The following is an 18690-nucleotide window of genomic DNA, read 5'->3' as shown; positions in this document are numbered from 1 at the left end:
TGCGCAATCGGCGCGTGACATTCTGTTTTACCTAGCTGGGAGTCGGCGAAGTTGTATAGACGACTTATGAACCCTTCGCTCACTCGAAAATCCCCCGCTTCAGAATCTCGGCCCCGCGAGGCAACCCGGCCGCCCGAAGAGACGGGAGGCGAGGTGATGCCCCGGTACGTCGCCATCAAGCAAAGCATTTGCGATGCAGTGCGGGACGGCCGCCTCAACCCAGGAGACCGGGTGCCGTCGGAAGCGGAGCTGGTTCAGCAGTTCGACGTTTCGCGGATGACCGCGAACCGCGCTCTACGCGAGTTGCAGGCGGCGGGCGTCGTCGTGCGGCGCGCCGGCAGCGGATCGTTCATCGCAGAGCCAAAGCCGATCGGCCAGATGATTGAAATCCGCAACATCGCCGAGGAAATCCGGGAGCGCGGTCATGCGTACCGCGCCCGCGTGATCCAGAACCGCGAAGAGCGCGCCAATGTAGAGACGGCGCCGCTGCTCGAGGTGTCCGTGGGCACGAAATTGTTCCATTCGATCATCGTCCATCACGAAGCCGAATTTCCGATACAGATAGAAGAGAGGTTCGTTCTCGCGTCGATCGCCCCCGACTATGGCACGCTCGACTTCACGCGGATGACACCAAATGAATATCTGACGCGCATTGCACCGCTCGAACGGGTCGAGCATCGCGTTTGCTCGACGATGCCCGACGAGCGGATGCGCGGCATGCTGGGATTGTCCGACGGCGAACCGGTGCTCCAGATGACGCGCCGGACTTGGAGCCGCTCGCGCCTTGTGTCGCATGCCTGGCTGACACACCCCGGAACACGCTTCGAGCTGTCAGCCGCCTTTTCGATCGACGATTGAGGCCGGTCAGCCGGTGCGGGTGACCACGACCGGCTTGCGGCGCCGGCGCAGCCAACGGAAGTCGGCTTTGCTGAAGCTTTTGAACAGCAGGTAGAAGCCGGTTCCCGACAGCCATAGTACACCGAAGGCGACGAAGATGATCAGCGGGTGGTTGAAGCTCGACCGGTTGATATAGTCCATATTGTGGAGCATCCAGAAGAAGTCCCATGTGCGCCAGGTATCGCCGCGCATCACGAGAAAGCGGGCGGTATCGAGCGAGACATAGGCGCTGCTGTTCTCGTCGTCCGCGAAATCGACGCGCCACATCGCCCCCTCATGATCGCGCGATTCGAGGTTCGGCTTGGCGATTACGCTCACCTCTCGGATCGGCGCCTCGTTCATCATGGAGGCGACTTCGCGCGCCATGGCCTCGTCGACCCGGATGTGCTCGCCGCTTGTCGCGTCGACGAGACGGACGCCTTTTGCGGAGCGCACTTCATAGACCGGCCGGGTTCCGAGATCGCGAAGGATCACGCCCGTGACAGGTTCGCCGCGCGGCAGGGCCGCCACGTCGAAATATTCCCCCGGTGGCAGTGGATGCGCATGCGACATCCCGCCGCCGTGCCCGCCGACCTTATCCTTGTCGAGCAGCGCCATCACCGATCCGCTGAGCGCCCAGAGCAGGAACTGGAGACCCAGGATCAGCCCGACCCATTTGTGGATGCGCCGGAAGAAGAGCGGCGTCAGTCGGATGCGTTTCATGCCTGCTTCCTCTTGCGGCGTTTGAAGGACCAGATCAGCAACCACGCCCCGCTGATCGCCATCGCGAAGACGCTCCAGGTCGCGACGCGGAGCAACGGGTTGTTGACGTCGGTCCGCTCATCATAGTCCATGATGTGGAGCATCCACGCGAAGTCGAACACGCGCCACAATGCGTGCCGGCGCGAGATAAGCTCACCGGTCGTCGGCGACAGATAGAGCGTCGGGCGGTTCCAGCCCTCGAACTCGACCTGCCAATAGGGCGGCTTGCGCGACTGCATTTCCTGTGGCGCTTCGGTCAACAGCCGCACCGACACGATCTTGCCGTCGCCGGTGTAGATGCGCCGCGCCTGCTCGCGGACCTGGGACTCGGTAAGCGCAGGCAGCGGCGCACCCGAGCGGGCATCGAACAGCCGCGCCCCTTCGGGAGTTTCAGCGCGCCAGACGGGGCGATCGAAGAACCGCTGCAAGCGAACCTCGGACGCACCGGGCGCGGCCGCAACGATCCGCGACGGCGGCGCGAGGCCCGCGAGGTCGAAGGGCTGAACCATCGGCGCGCGCACGAGATGGTCGCCATGGATGGTGTCGATATGCACGACCACCATGTAGAAGCCGGTCAGCGTCCAGAGCAGCGCCTGGACGCCGACCACCAAGGCCAGCCATTTATGCGTTCGCCGGACGAGCAGCGGCCAACGGATCGCCATATCGATTACCCTCAGAACGCGGTGCGGAAGCCGACGTAGAAACGCCGTCCGAGCAGGTCATAGGTCATCGTGTCGGTGTTCGCATCGGTGAAGCTCTGGATATAGGGCGCCTTGCGATCGAAAAGATTGTCGACACCGACCTGGAACCGGGTCTTCTCGTCGATTTCGAAAGCGACCTGGAGATTGTGGTAGAAGACATTCGGCGTGCTGTAGCCGATGTCGCCGGGGGCCGCATTGAAGTCGGTCGCCTTGCCGATCCACTGGGTCGACCAGGTCGCGCTGACCCCGTCCTTTTCAGCGGTCAGCACGCCATAGCCGCGCCATTTCGGATAGCCGCCATTGCCGCCGCCGATAAAGCCGTCGAAGTCGATCGGCGCGCCGCCGGGGAAAGGCAGGACCACATATTTGTTGAGATAGGTCACGTTGACGTCGAGCGAGACGTTCACGCTGCCGATGTCATTGTTGTAAACGAGACCCAGATCGAGGCCGTTCATTTCTTCGCGGCCCGTGTTGATCGGTTGCGCGGAGAGGAAGGTAACCTCGCCGGTCAACGGGCTGCGGGTAAAATCTTCGCAGAAGGGATGCGAAAGATTCTGGCTCGCATAACAAATGCTGAGCTTTGTCGAGCCCGGAATAGCACGGATCGCATCCTTGATCTTGATGTCGAACCAGTCGGCAGTGAGCGAGAGTCCCGGAACCAGTCCCTTCGGTGAAATCACCGTCCCGACGGTCCAGGTCGTCGAGCTTTCGGGTTTCAGATTCTCGTTGCCGCCGACCGTTGTCAGGATCGTTGTACCGAGCTGAACATAATTGGCCGGCACGCCCGACGCCTGACAATTGGCGATCAGTGTCGCATTGCCGCTGGTCGAATAGCGCGAGCAGGGGTCGGTGGTCGTCAGATTGCCCTCGGAGACGCCGCCGAACAATTCGGGGACGTTCGGAATGCGAAAGCCGGTGCCGTAGGTGCCGCGCAGGCGGAAGCTGTCATTGATGACCCAGTCGACGCTCCCCTTGTAGTTCCAGTCGCTGCCGAACAGGTCGTAGTTCGAGTAGCGAACCGCGCCGTCGAGGGTAAGCGACTGGAAGAAGGGTGTGTCGGCCAGAACGGGCACCGACAGTTCGAGATAGGCTTCCTTCGCCGTGCTCGTTCCGGAGATCGGATCCTGCTGGTTGGTGTTGGCAATACCGAGCACCGTCAGCGGATCGGGATCGCGCCAACCCTTTTCCTTGCGATAGACGACACCCGCCGCGAAGGAGACGGGGCCTGCGGGCAGCTTGAAGAGATCGCCGTTGATATCGGCGGTGACCGTCGCAAGCTCGTTGCCGCCGCGGTCGCGCGACGTGAACAGGATATAGTCGAGAACCTCCGGGGTCAGGTCGCCGAACCCGAGATAGTCGGCGCAGGGGATCGTGGCACCGGCAGCAAGACTGCACTTGGTCGTATCGAGGGAATTCGCCACTCGCTCGAGATTGGCGATGTTGGTCGAACCATCGACCGCGGTGTTGCGGCCGAAGGCGCCCGCGATTTCCCATCCCCAATCGTTAGAGAGCTTGCCGCGGAGGCCAAACGTACCCTGCCAGGTATCGGTTTCCTGGAAGAATTGGCGCGGGCCGGGCTCGGCGAGGCGGCGCTGGATGAGGACGATATTCTGCCCCGTCGGATTGGTGGGATTGCTCGCCGCGATCGAGAGGTTGCGCAGCGTTCCGGGCGTCGCGATCTGATTCGACTTGCGGAAGGTGTAAAGGAATTCGCCGAACGCCTCGATATTGTCAGTGATGTCATAGTCGGCGAAAAACGCCGTGCTCACGCGCTCGACCGGGCTCACCGCGTTGAGGAACGGGTTCGAGTTGAAGTTGTGCTTGGCAGCGCTGTACGGCTCGAAGAAGTTGCCGTTACCGCCCAGCACCTGATTGAAGTTGATCTGCTGGCCGTTCGGCAGCACCGCGCGGCCGCCGATCGTCGAGGCGCTGTTCACGCAGCTCAGCATGCCGGGCGTGGTTTCGGCAAGCGAGCAAGGCGCGCGCGTTGCCATATTGACCGCGCTCGTCTTCTGATAGGTGACCGCCGCCATGAAACCGCCGCGATCGTTGCGGACGCCCCACAGGAGGTCGGCGGTGAAGTCCGAGCCATCGCCCTTTTCGGTGATGCCTTGGCGCACGCTGAGGCCGAGGCCTTCATAGTCAGTGCGGGTCACGAGGTTGACCACGCCCGCCATCGCGTCGGCGCCATAGATCGCCGAGGCGCCGTCCTTGAGCACATCGGTGCGCGCGAGCGCCGCGACCGGGATCATGTTAAGATCGGGCGAGGAGTTCGCGCCGGTGCCGCCCGCGACGAGGCGGCGGCCGTTGAGCAGAACAAGCGTGCGCTTGATGCCGAGACCGCGCAGGTTCACCTGCGCCGTGCCATATCCATTGTTCGCCCAATAGGCGGAGGTCTGGTTGCCTGCGAAGCCGGCGTTGGCGGGAAGGCGCTGCAGCACCGTCTCGATATTGACGACGCCGGTGTTCTCGATCTGCTCGGCCGACACGACGGTCGCGGGGCCGACGCCCGCGAGATCCTGGCGACGAATGCGCGAGCCGGTCACGACGATGTCCGATCCGTTCGGAGCATCCTCCGCGGCGGGTGACTGCGTCGCAGCATCGCTCTGCGCGAGCGCTGGCGTTGCAAAGGTCGCGACCGCTGCGGCGCTGGCGAGCAAAATTGTCCTGGTCATCATAGCGAAACCCCCTGATGGTTGGCTGATTCCCCTCAGAGAGCATCAAATGTATATACAGGTCAATAGGAATTTATTGAATCATATCAATTGGTTATGAAGTAAATTCCGGGCGCACGATACCTACTAGATACGCACCCCAAAGCTCTACCCCTCATCAATTTTGAAATTTTTTCCGGCCTGAGCCTTTTCGCGCAAGGAGCCGGCGGGCCCCTCCCTCGGCTTGCTTATGAAATGACATGATTAAGTGGGTCGGCACAGCTTGGGGGCGCGACCGACTTGAGCCGCTCAATGCGAAAGTATCTGTTCGAGAAAGGTCCGTGCGCGTTCGCTTTTCGGCGCGGCGAAAAAATCTGCCGGCCTTGCGTCTTCGATGATCTGGCCCTGATCCATGAAAAGCATGCGATCGGCCGCCTCGCGCGCGAATCCCATTTCGTGCGTCACGCACACCATCGTCCGTCCTTCGCCGGCAAGGGACGTCATCACATCGAGTACCTCCTTGATCATCTCGGGATCGAGCGCCGATGTCGGCTCGTCGAAGAGAAGAATCCGGGGCTCCATCGCCAGAGCGCGGGCTATCGCGGCCCGCTGTTGCTGCCCTCCCGAGAGCTGCCCCGGATATTTGCCCGCCTGGTCGCCAATCCTCACCTTGTCCAAATAGGATATGGCGCGCGCCTCCGCCTCCGGAAGAGACAAGCCGCCGAGCAGGACGGGCGCGAGGGTGCAATTCTCCAGCACCGTCTTGTGCGGGAACAGATTGAACTGCTGAAAAACCATGCCAATGGCGCGGAGCGCCGCAACGGCCTCTCGCGACGCGTCGGTTATCCTGGTTCCCTCGATCAGGACGGCACCGGAGTCGGGCACCTCGAGCCTGTTCATGCAGCGAATGAGCGTCGATTTGCCGGAGCCTGAAGGGCCGCAAATCACGATCCGCTCGCGCGGGGCGATTTCGAGGTCGATCGAGCGGAGGGCATGATAGGCGCCATAATATTTGTCGACCTGCCGCAAGCTGACGGCCGCGTGGCCCGAGGCATCGGTCATGACGCCTGCCCCCGGCCGCGTATCGCCCGTACCCGCGCGAAGGCTGCGGCGAGGTCGGCGATCAGATCCTGCGGCGCTTCGAGGCCGGCGTGAATACGGATCAGCGCCCCATCTGCCTCGCCATTGGGAAAATCGCGGATCGGAGCGGGCCACGCCGGAACCGCGAGGCTTTCGAAGCCGCCCCAACTCGAACCGAGCTGGAACAGCGAGAATTCGTTGAAAAAGGCGCTGGTTTCCGGAGGGGTAAGACCATCGAGCTGAACACCGAACAATCCGGACGCTCCGGTGAAATCCCGCTTCCAGATCGCATGGCCGGGATCGGAAGGATGGGCCGGATAGCGGACCGCGACCACTTCGGGTTGCTGGGCGAACCATTCGATCAGCGTCGCCGCGGTACGCTGGTGGCGTTCAAGGCGGGCATCGAGCGTCCTGATGCCCCGGTGGACGAGATAGCAATTGTCGGGACTCGCGCAGTTGCCCCAGCGCGCCGCCGCATCCTTGAGCTGGCGGTAGACGGCATCGCTGGCGGCGGTCATCGTGCCGAGCAGACAGTCGGAGTGCCCCGAGAGATATTTGGTTGCCGAAGCAAGCGAGATGTCGACCCCATGGGCCAACGGTTTGAAGAAAAGCGGCGTCGCCCAGGTGTTGTCGAGAGCGGTCAATATGCCCCGGCTGCGTGCAACCGCCGTGATCGCGGGGACGTCGATCATATCGAATGTCTGCGAGCCCGGGGTCTCCATGTAGATGAGCCGGGTGTTGCTGCGGCACAGCCCGGCAATCTCCGCTCCGATATCGGGCCGGAAATATTCCACCTCGACCCCGAAGCGCGCGAGAACGTCGGTCAGAAACTTGCGGGTCGGCCCATAGACGCAATCCGCAACGAGCAGATGATCGCCCCCGGCCACGAAAGCCGTGAGGGCTAGCGCGATCGCGCTGGTTCCAGACGAGGTGATGACGGTGGCGCAGCCGCCTTCGAGTTCGCTGACGGCCTCGGCGAGCGCAAAGGTCGTTCGCGTTCCGTACAGGCCATAGATGACCTCATCGTAGAGACCCTGGTGCCGGTCCATATAGGCCTCGACGCTGCCGTAGATAATGGTGGAGGCTCGATCGACGGGCGGATTGATGAGGCCCCGCTGATCGCGCGGGCGGGGACCGCCGTGAACGGCACGCGTCGGGTCCTGCCAGGCGTGCCCTTTCGGGCTTGCCGGCTCCCCGGGCCATTTTCTGTCGTGATTATCCTGCATAGTTTAGTTTCCGTTCGATCTTCATGCTGAGCCGGGACAGGGAGAAACAGAGGAGGAAAAAGATTGTCCCGGTAAAAAGATAGGCTTCGGCGAAATAGGGTCGCCATTGCGCCTCGACGTAGGAGAGGCGGGTCGTCTGCAACAAATCGAAGACGCCGACGATGAGGACGAGCGTCGTGTTCTTGACCTCGCTGATCGAAGTGTTGACCAGCCCCGGCACGCTGACTTTCAGCGCCTGCGGCAACAGGATATGGCGCCGCGCCTGCCATTTGGTGAGGCCAAGAGCATGCGCGGCCTCGGCTTGCCCGACGGGAACCGCCAGCAGGCCGCCCCGGATGACCTCGGCCATATAGGCGGCAGTGAAGAATATGAGCGCGAGCTGGACGCGCGGCAGGCTGTCGATCGAGAGATAGGAGGGCACGAACAGCGGGAACAGGACCGCAGCGAGGAAGAGCACTCCGATCAGCGGCGTTCCGCGAACCAGCTCGATGAAGGCGACGCTCGGCCAGCGAATGCCGCGCCGCGCCGACCTGCGGCCGAACGCGAGGAGTATAGCCAATGGAAAAGCGCCGACCACCGCAAGGCTCGCGAGCAGCAATGTGACCGGCAGGCCGCTCCACTTCTCCATCGGGACATAGGAAAGGCCCGCGAATCCTCCTCGTAGCAGAAGTACCGCCACGGCGATTGCGCCGAGCCAGACAAGCCCGAGGCGGCTGCGCCAGAATCGCGGGACGAAGGAGAAGGCAAGGCATGAAAGCAGCGCGGCCGCCGCTGCTGCGGACCGCCACTGCTCGGCTTCGGGATAGGTGCCAAACAATATCAGCCGCGCATTTTCGCGGAGGAATGGCCAGCAAGCACCGCTGGCCAAACGGCAATCGGCCGCGCCCCCGGCGAAGGTCGCGTCGAACAGCAGCCACGAGAGCCCCTTGCCGGCGAAAGCCGCGGTCATGGCGAGGATCGCGATGGTGAGTATCGACTGGCGTCCTCCTCTGAACAGATTGCGCCGTATCCACGACGGCCAGGCGGTCGCCGAGCGCAGCGGAAAGGGTTCGAGGGGCGCCGACTGGATGCTCCGGCCGGGCTGCCCGGCGACGCTCCAGCCCAACTGGCGGGCATAGAGGCCGGTGACGAACGACAAGGATAGCGAAAGCAGCAGGAAGGTCGCGACGATCAGGCCGACGCCCTCGATCGCCTGCCCTGTCTGACTGATGACGGTATCGACCACCGAGACAAATTCGGGATATCCGATCGCGACCCCCAGGGAGCTGTTCTTGATCGTGTTGAGATGCCAGCTCGTCATCGGCGGTATGGCGATGCGCAGCGCTTGCGGCATCACGATCCGTCCCATTGTTTGCGCGGGCGACAGGCCGAGCGCTTTGGCGGCCTCGCTCTGCCCTGCGGGAACGGCGAGGATCGCGCCGCGGAATATCTCGGCCAGATAGGCCGAGGCATAGACCGAAAGGCTGGCGACCAGCGTCAGAAACTCCGTGGAGAGCGACAATCCGCCGACGGTTCCGAAGCGCCCCGCCCGCGGCAGATCGATCCCGCCCCACAGCAAGAGCGGCACCAGGGAGATGCCGGCGAAGGCCAGCGCAGTGCGCGTGCGAACGGCTCCTCGCCGCACGGCACCCAGCAGGATCGCACAGGCGACGATCGCGATGAGAAAGACCGGCCGTCCCGGATCGGCCAAGGAGAGCGCGGGGAGGTGCAATCCCCGATTATCGAGGTCGAACGGTCCGACGGCGCCCGGGCCGGGTCCGGGCAGACCGAACAGCAGCGCGGCGTACCAGACGAACATCTGGAGCAGCAGCGGAATATTGCGAACCAGCTCGATATAAAGGCCGGAGAGCCTCGCAAGCAGCCAGTTGGACGACAGGCGCGCCATGCAGACCGCGAGGCCGAGCAAGGTCGAGAAGATGATGCCGAGCGCCGATATCAGGAGCGTGTTGAGAAGACCCACCGCCAGCGCCGCGGCATAGGAATCGCCCGGCGCGTAAGCAATCAGCGTTTCGCCAATCGCGAAACCCGCCCGGTCGAACAGGAAACCGAACCCCGTCCGGATGTTTCGGTCCGCGAGATTGTCCGCCAATGTCGCAAACAGGCCGTAGGCGACCACAAGCCCGCCCGCGATCAGCAGCCAGGGTAACGCAGCGATGGCAAGCCGCCTGTGTTTATGAGTCATCGCATCGGCAACGGGTAGATCAGCCCGCCGTCCCGATAGAGCTTATTCTGTCCGCGTTCGACGCCGAGCGGCGTAATGTGCCGGTCGAAGATTTCGCCATAATTGCCGGTCGCCTCGATTGCCCGGTACGCCCAGTCATCGTCAAGGCCGAGCGACTTGCCGAATCCGGGCAAGCCGCCGAGCATCTTGCGCACTTCAGGGTCGCGCGAGGCCATCCGCATGCGCGCGGCATTCGCGCGGGTGACCCCCATTTCCTCGGCAGCGAAGAGCGCGTTCAGCACCCATTTGTTGATCTCGTACCATTGCTCGTCGTCGCTGCGCACGACTGGGCCGACCGGTTCTTTGGTGAGCCGCTCGGGCAGCACCACATAATCGTCGGGATGCGCGGTGTCGGCCAGGCGGATCACCGTCAGCGTGAAGGCATCGGTGGTCATTGCGTCGCACCGCCCGGCAAAGAAGGCGAGCTTGGCTTCCTCGGGATTCTCGAACACGACGGACTGGAAACGCAGCCCCTTGCGCTCGAAATATTCGGCGGTGTTGAGTTCGGAGGTCGTCCCCTTGGTGATGCAGATCGATGCGCCATCGAGATCCGTCGGAAGCCGCACACCCGATCGCCGGGGCACCAGGAAGCTCTGCCCGTCATAATACATGGTGCCGACGAAATTCACCCCGAGGTCGGTGTCGCGCGTCAGCGTCCATGTCGTCGTCCGCGACAGGACGTCGGCCTCGCCCGTCTGCACGATCGTGAAGCGCTTGTTCGAGGCGACCGGCATGAACCGGACCTTGCGGGCATCGCCGAGGACCGCAGCGGCGAGCGCCCGGCAGTAATCGACGAAGAAGCCCTGCCAGCGTCCGCGTTTGTCGAGATAGGACATGCCGAGCTGCCCCGTATGAATTGCGCAATTGAGCGTTCCGCGCGCGCGAATCCGCGCAAGCGTCGATCCCTTCGCCGCGGCGATTTCATGCCCACCGGTGCCGGCGGGCTCGCGGCCGCAGCCGCCGAGTAACAGGGCGCCTGCGGCGAGCAGCGCCGGTAACCAGCGGCGCGATGCGTGCGACCTATTCATAAACGAGGCTTTCAATGCTAGCGCCATAAGAAATAGCTATAGGGAGCGATGTCCGATGAACCTGCGTCACCTCGAAGCCTTCAGGGCCGTGATGCTCTCGGGATCGGTCACCCAGGCCGCGCAGTCGCTCAACCTGTCGCAACCCGCGGTGAGCAAGATGCTTGCCGAGCTCGAGCATCAGCTGGGCTTTCAGCTCTTCCTGCGTTCGCGCGGCAGCGCGCTCACCGTGACGCCCGAAGCCGACGCCTTTTTCTACGAAGTCGAGCGGAGCTTCTCGGGCATTGCGGCCCTGAAGCGGGTAGCGGAAGACATCCGCAACATGGCGACCGGCACGCTCCGGATCGCCGCCCTTCCGGCGCTCGCGGTCAGTTTCCTGCCGCGTGTGATCGCGGCCTTTCGCGAGACACATCCCGGCGTCACCGTTCAGCTCCAGACCCGCAGTTCCTCGACGGTGCGGCAATGGATGGCGAACCAGCAGTTCGACATCGGGCTCGCGACGCCGGCGCGCGAATTGCCCGGCATAAGGATGGAGCGCTTCCTGCGCTGCCCCGGCGCCTGCGTTCTCCCTGCCGGCCACCGCTTGGCCGTCAAGGACGTCATCCGGCCGGCCGATCTCGAGGGCGAGCCCTTCATTTCGCTCGCGCTCGAGGACGGCGTGCGTCACCGCATCGACCGCATTTTCGAGGACGCGGGCGTCCACCGCGAGATGGTCATCGAAACCCAATATGCGATGACCATCTGCGCGCTTGTCATGCAGGGGGTCGGATGTTCGATTCTCAACCCCGTGACCGCAGCGGATTATGCCGAGCGGGGCCTTACGGTCCGTGATTTCGCGCCGGAGGTCCATTTCGAATATATGCTCTTCACGCCGAAGTTGAGGCCGATGTCCCAAGTCGCTGCGGCCTTTATCGCGGTGCTCGAATCCCACCGCGACGCGATGTTCGGCTCCGACGCCAGCTGAAGACACAAGACGCCGCACGGCCCTCACGGCCACCGATCAGAAGGAGGCGGTCGCGCGGACGTACCAGAAGCCCCCGTTGAACCCCGTCGGCGCGAAGCGGAGATATCGGATCCCGTTGTTGATCTGGGATTGCCGCGCCTCGACGTCGGGGTAATTGTCGAAGATATTCTCGCCGCCGACCGCGAGCTTGAGCATGTCGCTAACCTTGTAGGACAGCTCGAGATCGACCAGCAGTTCGGCGCCGCCCGTCTGGTCGGCAGCCGGTGCGGCGCCATAGTCGGTCCATTTGCCATAATAGTTCGCGCGCGCGACGAAGCCGAAGCGCTCGCCCGCATAAGTGAAGGACGCATTGCCCTTCCACTTCGGAACGAAGCCCTCGAGTTCGAGCAGCCGCTCGCGGTCCGCAGTGATCACCGGCGAGGCCTTGATGACATCGGTTTTGGTATAGTTGCCGTTGAGGCCGAGCGTGGCCTTGCCGTCGCCGAGGTCGAAGCCCACGGTGAGCACCGCATCGACGCCCTGGGTGCGGCTGTCGAAGGAATTGGTGAAGAAGCTCACCTGCTGGAAGGAATCCCCACCGGGAATGCCAAGCGCCGCGAGCTGCGCACGCTGCGCCGGGGTGAGATTGAAATTGCCCGATACGGCGATCCGGTCTTCGACCTTGATGTTGAAATAGTCGAGCGTGAAGGTGATGCGATTGGAGGGCTTCACCACGATGCCGCCGGCGACGTTGAACGAATTCTCGGGCCGAAGCGGCGTCGCGCCGAAGAATTGCGCCACCGGATTGTTGGGCGCGATAATGCCTGCGGTCAGCGGCGCCCCGGTTATCGAGTCGATGTTGGTCTGGACCTGCGAGGCGTTCGACTGGCCCGGCGTCGGCGCCCGAAAGCCGGTGTTGACCGATCCGCGCACCGCGAAGACGTCCGAGAAATCATATCGCCCGTTGATCTTCCAGGTGAATTTCGAGCCGAAGTCCGAGTAATTCTCGTAGCGGCCGGCAAGGCCGAACTGGAGCGCGTCGGTGAGATTGCCTTCGAGCGACGTATAGGCGGCCCAGTTGCTGCGCGCGAACTCGCCCGCCTGGATGGGACTGAAGCCCGGGAAGCCGTTCGAGCCGACCGGCAGTCCGACGCGGTTTCCGGTATCGGGATCGATGACCGACGCGAAAGGACCAACCTGCCATGATGCGATGTCGCCGGCCGTGATCTCATATGTCTCGCGCCGATACTCGAGACCGCCTGCAAGCGTCAGCGGATCGGAGGTGCCGATCGCGATGGGGTAAGTGAGATCGAGATTGAAAGCGAGTTCGCGCTGCTCGAGCTGCCCCGGCTTGAAGGAGGTCGGCGACGCGAGGCCAAGCGACGGATTGACCGTATTTTCGATCCGGTAGGAAGCATGGTTCTGACCATAGGAAGCGCTGAGGTCATAGGTCAGGCCCGAGGAGAATTCGCCCTTGAGGCCGGCCGCCAGCGCCGCATCGGTCACCGTGGCACCGAAATCCGGGGTGAAACCGCCGGGAAAGAGCTGGCGGAAGCTGAACCGCTGTCCTCCGGGCGTATTGGTGAGCGGAATCGAGGTGGAAATGAAGCTGGCATCGGGGTTGCGGTAAAAGAAGGCCGTCGTGCCGCGGCTCCAGCTATAGTTGCCGAAGGTGTAGAATTCCATCTCGTCCGACAGTTCGATGCCGGCATTGACGAAGATGCGCGCCGCCTCGGATTCGGGATTTCCCCAGCGCTGCGCCGGGACCGGGACATCCTGAACGCCGGCATCGATGAGCGCCTGCGCGTCGGGACGCTGAATGCCGCGCGACGTCGTGCTGGCGTTCACATATTCGCCGCTGATGTTGACGAAACCGGCGTCGGTGAAGGGAAGCCCGACATTGCCCTGGACGAGGAAATCCTCGCCGTCGCCCTTATAGAATTGGCCATAGCGGGCGATCAGCAATCCGCCTTCGCGGTCGCGGCGCAGACCGAAATTGAGGACGCCGGCGATCGCATCCGATCCATAGAGCGCCGACGCGCCGTCACGCAGAACCTCGAGCTGGCCGATCGCGATCGACGGGATCGCCGAAAGATCGGGTCCCTGCGATCCCCGGATATAGGGAACATTGGTGAACTGGACCGTCGCGCCGCGATGGCGCCGCTTGCCATTCACGAGCACCAGCGTCTGGTCCGGCGGCAGGCCGCGCAGCGAGAAAGGCCGGGTAAAAACGGCGCCGTCGTTGCTGACGAGGCGCTGGACATTGAGCGACGGGACCTCGGTGCGCAGGAGATCATTCATGTCGGCCGTGCCCTTTTCGAGCAGTTCGGCACCGGTGATGATGTCGATCGGCTGAGCGGAATCGGCCGCCTTGAGATCGTTCCGCCGCGTACCCGTCACGACGATTTCGCCCTGCGACGCGCCTGGCCCCGGCGCCTCTTTGGCGTTATCCTGCGCGAAGGCGGCGGCGGCCGACATGCCTGCCAGGACGGCGATAATCGAGCCACTCGTGCGAAGCAATTTTCTCATGGTCCCCTCCCATTTGCGAAAGCTCTCGGCTTCGCCACCGAGCTATCTTCGCGGCCTTGGCATGACCAGAAATAATCACCACTCATCGCTATAAACGAGATGGTTATTCCATATGGTTATATCTCTCGCTGCGGCATCGAGCAGCGCCCGACCGCGCGGCATGCCGGGCGCGGCGATGCCGGACACTTCGCGCAGCTTGTCCTCGACCGCCCGGGCGACATGCCGCGTCGGCACATGCTCCTTATTTTTTGTCCATATCGTGCCCGGCATGAGGATCGGGTTCGGGTTCGACAGGTTTCGGCGCTTCCGGCGCGGCCTTTGCCCGCGGCGGCACAGCGGCCTTCGCGGCGGGTTCTTGCTTGGGGCGGGATTTCTCCGGAGGCATCGCTTCTTCGGTCGGCGCCGCCGGGGCAGACGCGGCGGGCGGCTCGTCCGCTACGGGCATGGTCTCGACCATTGCGGGCGGCTCACCGGCAGTGACCTCACTCTGTTCCGGTGTGACGTCGCTCTGCTGCGCGGGCTCAGTGCCGCATCCTGCCAGAGCAAATATCAGCGCGGCGGCGCTCGCTAGGGGAATGAATCTCGTCATATCTGTCTCCTCTTCGTGTCGGCAGGTCATGCGCGGAATTCAGAAACCTTGCCGTCGCTGCCGAATGCCATCACTTCGAATGCGTCCGCGCTTCCGTCCGGCATTTCCATTCCCGGAGAACCGCGCGGCATGCCGGGCACGGCGATTCCGCGAATGTCGCGTGGCTTGTCGTGGAGGAGTCTCGCAACATGCCGCATCGGCACATGACCCTCGATCGCATAGCCGCCGATCACGGCCGTGTGGCACGACGCCAGCTGGCCAGGCACACCATATCGCGTCTTTACGGCGGCCATGTCAGCGCGGTTCTCGACAGTCACATCATAACCGGCCTTGCGTGCGATATCCGCCCAAGCTTCGCAGCAGCCGCATTCGGGATCGCGATAAACGAGCATTCGCTTGGGGCTGGACGTCTCGGCGCCCGGCGCGGGCGCCGCGCCATTCTTATCGCTGGTCGCCGCCGGGCCCGAGGCAGAATTGCATGCCGCAAGCGCCATCCCCGATCCGACCGCAATCAGGCCGAAAAGATGACGGCGCGTCATCAGATTTTTCATGTCATTTCCTCGCGAGAATGGATTTCATCTGTTCGATTTCGGCCGCCTGCCCCGCGATGATGCCGCGGCAGAGTTCGCGTATCTCGGCATCTTTGAGAGAAGCCTGTTCACACATGAGGATCGCGCCCGAGTGATGCGGGATCATCGAACGCAAGAAGGCCGTGTCGCCGATCGTCGTCTGTGTCCGGATGAGCCCGAAGCTCCCGAAGAAGGCAACTGCCGATCCCAGCAGCAGGAACGTATTGAGACGTTTCGACGGGAACATGCCCGGCATTGCGACGATCATCAGCACGACCATCGGCGAGACCATCATCAGCGTCATGTAGAGCATGTTGAGATTATTGTAGAAGCTCGAGAGGCGGTCGATCATGACGAACATCACCAGATACATGATGACGCCGCTGACGATCGTCTGCAGCGCGAGGCTGCGATAGGCTGGTTTCACGGCATTTCTCCTCGACGTGTCGCCACCCCGCGAAACTTCTAGAACCAGGCCCGCACCCCCATCACGAAGCTGACGCCGCTCGCATCCTCGCCCGCGGCGCGGGCAAAACGCGCGGTATCGCCGACCTTGCGCGCCCATTCGACGCCGACATAAGGCGCGAATTCCTTCACGACCTCGTAACGCAGGCGAAGCCCGAGCTCGAAATCCGAAAGCCCCGAACCAACGCCGGTCTCGGGGACATCCTGGAGCGCAAAATTGACCTCCGCCATCGGCTGGAGGATCAGTTTCTGGGTGATGCGCTGGTCGTAATAGCCTTCGAGCCGGGCGAGCAGATCACCCTTGTTCGAAAGAAACAGCGCGCCCTCGACTTCGAACCAATAGGGGGCGAGCCCCTCGAAGCCGATCGTCGCATAGGTGCGGTCGGGGCCGGGCCCAAGATCCTGCCTGATACCCGCCTGCGCGTTGAAATAGGGTCCGATCGCCCGGCTGTAGAGCGCCTGTACCTCGGCGCTCTCGATGCCTTCGCCGAACACGCCCTCGCCTTCGCTCTTGATCGTCAGCCGGTTAATGTCGCCGCCGTACCAAGCCTCACCGTCCCAGCGGAACCCGTCGCGGCCCTTGCGCGCCTGATATTCGGCAAGGTTGAAGCTGATGAAAGCGATGGTCTGCGCACCATTCTCTTTCATCATGTCGTGGCGCGAATGCTCCATTTCGGCTTGGGGATAAATGCGATCGGCATACCAGTCGCCGGGAGGCGCAGGCGCGGTAGCATCGCCCGGCGGCAAATCGGTGCCGCTAGCGCTGCTCGTGGTCGCCATGCCTTCCATTCCCGCCATCGCGTCCGCAGATCCGCCCTTCGGGGTGCAATGGCCCATTTTGGCATGTTCGGGCGGGCAATCGGGATCGGACGGCTGCGGTGCGCCATGATCCATCGCACCCATGTCCGAAGCGCCCTTGCCTGGAGCTTCCGCCTCAGGCGTACAATGACCCATCGCCGCATGTTCGGGCGGGCAGCTTGAAGCCTCGGGTTCCATGTCCATGCCCTGCATGTTCCCATGGTCCATCTGCTCCATCGACCCTTCGGCGGGCGCTTCGGGCGCGGACTGCGCTACGGGTGCTGGCGTTGGCGAGGGAGCGGGTGTCGGCGCGGGCGCCGCACCATGCATCGAATGATCCATCGACTGCGCCGCGGCGGGCACAGCAAAGGCCAGCGGGGCGATACCCGCGAGGAGAAGCGCGACCCGGGTCATTCGCCGTCTCCCTTCGGACGGACGCTGACGACGCGCATCATCCCCGCGTGCATGTGATAGAGAAGGTGGCAATGGAACGCCCAGTCGCCGAGCGCGTCGGCGGTGAAATCGAAGCTCGCGATGCCGCCCGGCTGGACAAGCACCGTATGCTTGCGCGGCGACCGGTCGCCCTTGCCCGTCACCAGTTCGAAAAAATGGCCGTGGAGGTGGATGGGGTGGCTCATCATCGAATCGTTGATGAGGTTGATCCGCACGCGCTCTCCCTCGATGAAGGGGATGGGCTCGTGATAGTCGGACATCTTGATGCCGTCGAACGACCACATGAAGCGTTCCATATTGCCGGTCAGATGGATGTCGAGCGAGCGCGAGGCGGCGCGGGTATCGGGGTTGCGCTCGAGCGCGACAAGGTCATGGTAGGTCAGCACCTTGTGCCCGACATTCTCCAGTCCCTGCCCCGGCTCGCCCATGCGATCCATCGGCATCGGCGAGATCGTCTGAACGCTGGGATCGCGCTTGACCTGCGGCGCGACACTGAAGTCGCGCATGCTGTGCTGCATGCCTCCGCCAGATCCATGATCCATGCCCGCCATCGCGCCGCTTTCCCCCGCTGGCGTACAATGGCCCATCTTGGCATGTTCGGGAGGACAAGAAGGGTCGCTCGCCGGCATGGGCATGGCGCCCATATCGCCGCCCGAATGGTCCATACCCGCCATCGCGCCGCCCGACATGTCGCCCATGCCCATGTCCTTCATGGTCGCGAGCGGCCGTTCGCGGAGCGGCGGCACCTCGGCGACCATGCCAGCGCGCGGTGCGAGCGTCGCGCGTCCCATGCCCGAGCGGTCATTGGCCTCGGCAACGAGCGTATAAGCACGGTCCTCGACCGGGGTCACGATGACGTCATAGGTTTCGGCGACCGCGATCTGGAACTCGTCGATTTCGGTCGGCACGACATTGAGCCCATCAGCCTGGACGACGGTCATCCTGAGGCCCGGGATACGGACGTTGAAGATCGTCATCGCCGACGCATTGACGATGCGCAGGCGTACCCGCTCGCCGGGGCTGAAGAGCGCGGTCCAGTTGTCGCGCGGACCATGGCCGTTGACGAGGAAGGTGTAGGTCGAACCATTGACGTCGGCGACGTCGGTCGGGTCCATCCGCATCTTGCCCCAATCGATCCGCTCCTTGAGCGGTTGATCCTTGCCGGCAAGCAGGCCCGCCAGCGTCTGGCGCTGCATGTTGAAATGGCCGGGATTGACCTTGAGCTTGCGGAAGATCGCCTCGGGCGACAATTGACTGTGGTCGGACAGGACGACGACATGCTCGCGGTCGTAGCCGATCGGGTCGGCGCCCGCGGGATCGATGACGATCGGGCCATAATGGCCGAGCTGTTCCTGAAGCCCCGAATGGCTGTGATACCAATAGGTCCCCGATTGAACGACCGGGAATTCATAGACAAACTTCGAGCGCGGCTTGATCCCGGGGAAGCTGACGCCGGGCACGCCGTCCATCTGGAACGGCAGGATCAGGCCGTGCCAGTGAATCGAGCTGTCCTCGTCGAGATCGTTGACGACGGTGAGGCGCGCGTTTTGTCCCTCCTTCAGCCGGACGAGCGGCGCGGGCACGGTGCCGTTGATCCCGATCGCGCGACTGACCTTGCCGTCGATGCGCATCGTCTGGCGCGCGATGCGCAGCGTTATGTCATTGCCGGATACGGTCGGAAGCGGCGCGGTGATGCCGGACGACACCGGCTGGGCCCAGGCCGGGAACCATGCGGCCATCGCCGCAGCAGCCCCTCCACCCAAAGCTCCACTGACGAACCGACGCCTTTCCATCTGCAT

At 63.4% G+C, this 18690-nt stretch carries 16 protein-coding genes; 2 read left to right on the top strand and 14 right to left on the bottom strand.

The annotated features are described in order from the left end of the window. Positions 1-156: 156 nt before the first annotated feature. On the top strand, positions 157-858 hold the full coding sequence (gene hutC / locus NP825_RS18740; RefSeq protein ID WP_052181953.1) for a histidine utilization repressor: 702 nt from the start codon (positions 157-159) through the stop codon (positions 856-858). 6 nt (positions 859-864) lie between these two features. On the opposite strand, the gene NP825_RS18735 is transcribed toward hutC, so the two are convergent. The 7 genes from NP825_RS18735 to NP825_RS18705 all read right to left on the bottom strand — a co-directional run bounded on the left by NP825_RS18735 (position 865) and on the right by NP825_RS18705 (position 10548). Next, positions 865-1599: a PepSY domain-containing protein gene (locus NP825_RS18735; protein WP_037553306.1), complete on the bottom strand. Its 735-nt coding sequence runs from the start codon at positions 1597-1599 to the stop codon at positions 865-867. Continuing rightward, positions 1596-2300: a PepSY domain-containing protein gene (locus tag NP825_RS18730; protein ID WP_011542692.1), complete on the bottom strand. Its 705-nt coding sequence runs from the start codon at positions 2298-2300 to the stop codon at positions 1596-1598. Before NP825_RS18730 ends, NP825_RS18735 begins: the two co-directional genes overlap by 4 nt. An 11-nt stretch (positions 2301-2311) precedes the next feature. Further along, positions 2312-5017, bottom strand: a complete 2706-nt coding sequence (locus tag NP825_RS18725) for a TonB-dependent receptor domain-containing protein (protein ID WP_037553305.1) — start codon at positions 5015-5017, stop codon at positions 2312-2314. A gap of 285 nt (positions 5018-5302) precedes the next feature. Beyond that, complete coding sequence (locus NP825_RS18720) at positions 5303-6055, bottom strand: amino acid ABC transporter ATP-binding protein (RefSeq protein WP_037553304.1); 753 nt, start codon at positions 6053-6055, stop codon at positions 5303-5305. After that, positions 6052-7299 carry a cystathionine beta-lyase gene (metC, locus tag NP825_RS18715; protein ID WP_037553302.1) on the bottom strand — a complete coding sequence of 416 codons (1248 nt, stop codon included), beginning with the start codon at positions 7297-7299 and terminating at the stop codon, positions 6052-6054. Before metC ends, NP825_RS18720 begins: the two co-directional genes overlap by 4 nt. After that, complete coding sequence (locus NP825_RS18710) at positions 7289-9481, bottom strand: ABC transporter permease subunit (RefSeq protein WP_223181174.1); 2193 nt, start codon at positions 9479-9481, stop codon at positions 7289-7291. The genes metC and NP825_RS18710 overlap by 11 nt, the downstream gene beginning before the upstream one ends. Beyond that, a complete protein-coding gene (locus NP825_RS18705; RefSeq protein ID WP_003046368.1) occupies positions 9478-10548 on the bottom strand; it encodes an amino acid ABC transporter substrate-binding protein in 1071 nt (356 codons plus the stop codon). The genes NP825_RS18710 and NP825_RS18705 overlap by 4 nt, the downstream gene beginning before the upstream one ends. 55 nt (positions 10549-10603) lie before the next feature. Here NP825_RS18705 and NP825_RS18700 point away from each other — a divergent pair, with 55 nt between their 5' ends. Beyond that, positions 10604-11509, top strand: coding sequence for a LysR substrate-binding domain-containing protein (locus tag NP825_RS18700; RefSeq protein ID WP_003046376.1), 906 nt, complete (start codon positions 10604-10606; stop codon positions 11507-11509). 36 nt (positions 11510-11545) lie between these two features. On the opposite strand, the gene NP825_RS18695 is transcribed toward NP825_RS18700, so the two are convergent. The 7 genes from NP825_RS18695 to NP825_RS18665 form a co-directional block, all read right to left on the bottom strand. Continuing rightward, complete coding sequence (locus tag NP825_RS18695; protein WP_003046379.1) at positions 11546-14017, bottom strand: TonB-dependent siderophore receptor; 2472 nt, start codon at positions 14015-14017, stop codon at positions 11546-11548. Between the two features lie 75 nt (positions 14018-14092). Continuing rightward, positions 14093-14287 carry a DUF411 domain-containing protein gene (locus NP825_RS18690; protein WP_058806627.1) on the bottom strand — a complete coding sequence of 65 codons (195 nt, stop codon included), beginning with the start codon at positions 14285-14287 and terminating at the stop codon, positions 14093-14095. Next, positions 14259-14606 (bottom strand): hypothetical protein, encoded by a 348-nt coding sequence (locus NP825_RS18685; protein ID WP_003046382.1) that lies wholly within the window; start codon positions 14604-14606, stop codon positions 14259-14261. The genes NP825_RS18690 and NP825_RS18685 overlap by 29 nt, the downstream gene beginning before the upstream one ends. Positions 14607-14632: 26 nt before the next feature. Further along, positions 14633-15100, bottom strand: coding sequence for a DUF411 domain-containing protein (locus NP825_RS18680; RefSeq protein ID WP_223181175.1), 468 nt, complete (start codon positions 15098-15100; stop codon positions 14633-14635). Between the two features lie 58 nt (positions 15101-15158). Beyond that, positions 15159-15548, bottom strand: a complete 390-nt coding sequence (locus NP825_RS18675; protein ID WP_223181178.1) for a DUF305 domain-containing protein — start codon at positions 15546-15548, stop codon at positions 15159-15161. 92 nt (positions 15549-15640) lie between these two features. Further along, entirely contained in the window at positions 15641-16852 is a 1212-nt protein-coding gene (locus NP825_RS18670; protein ID WP_003046391.1) for a copper resistance protein B, read from the bottom strand. Next, on the bottom strand, positions 16849-18684 hold the full coding sequence (locus tag NP825_RS18665) for a copper resistance system multicopper oxidase (protein ID WP_374046507.1): 1836 nt from the start codon (positions 18682-18684) through the stop codon (positions 16849-16851). The genes NP825_RS18670 and NP825_RS18665 overlap by 4 nt, the downstream gene beginning before the upstream one ends. Positions 18685-18690 lie beyond the last annotated feature (6 nt).

The sequence above is a fragment of the Sphingopyxis sp. DBS4 genome, from assembly GCF_024628865.1.
GTDB lineage: Bacteria > Pseudomonadota > Alphaproteobacteria > Sphingomonadales > Sphingomonadaceae > Sphingopyxis.
Note: the sequence above shows the minus strand (reverse complement) of the source record. Positions and strands in the feature narration are given on the sequence as shown.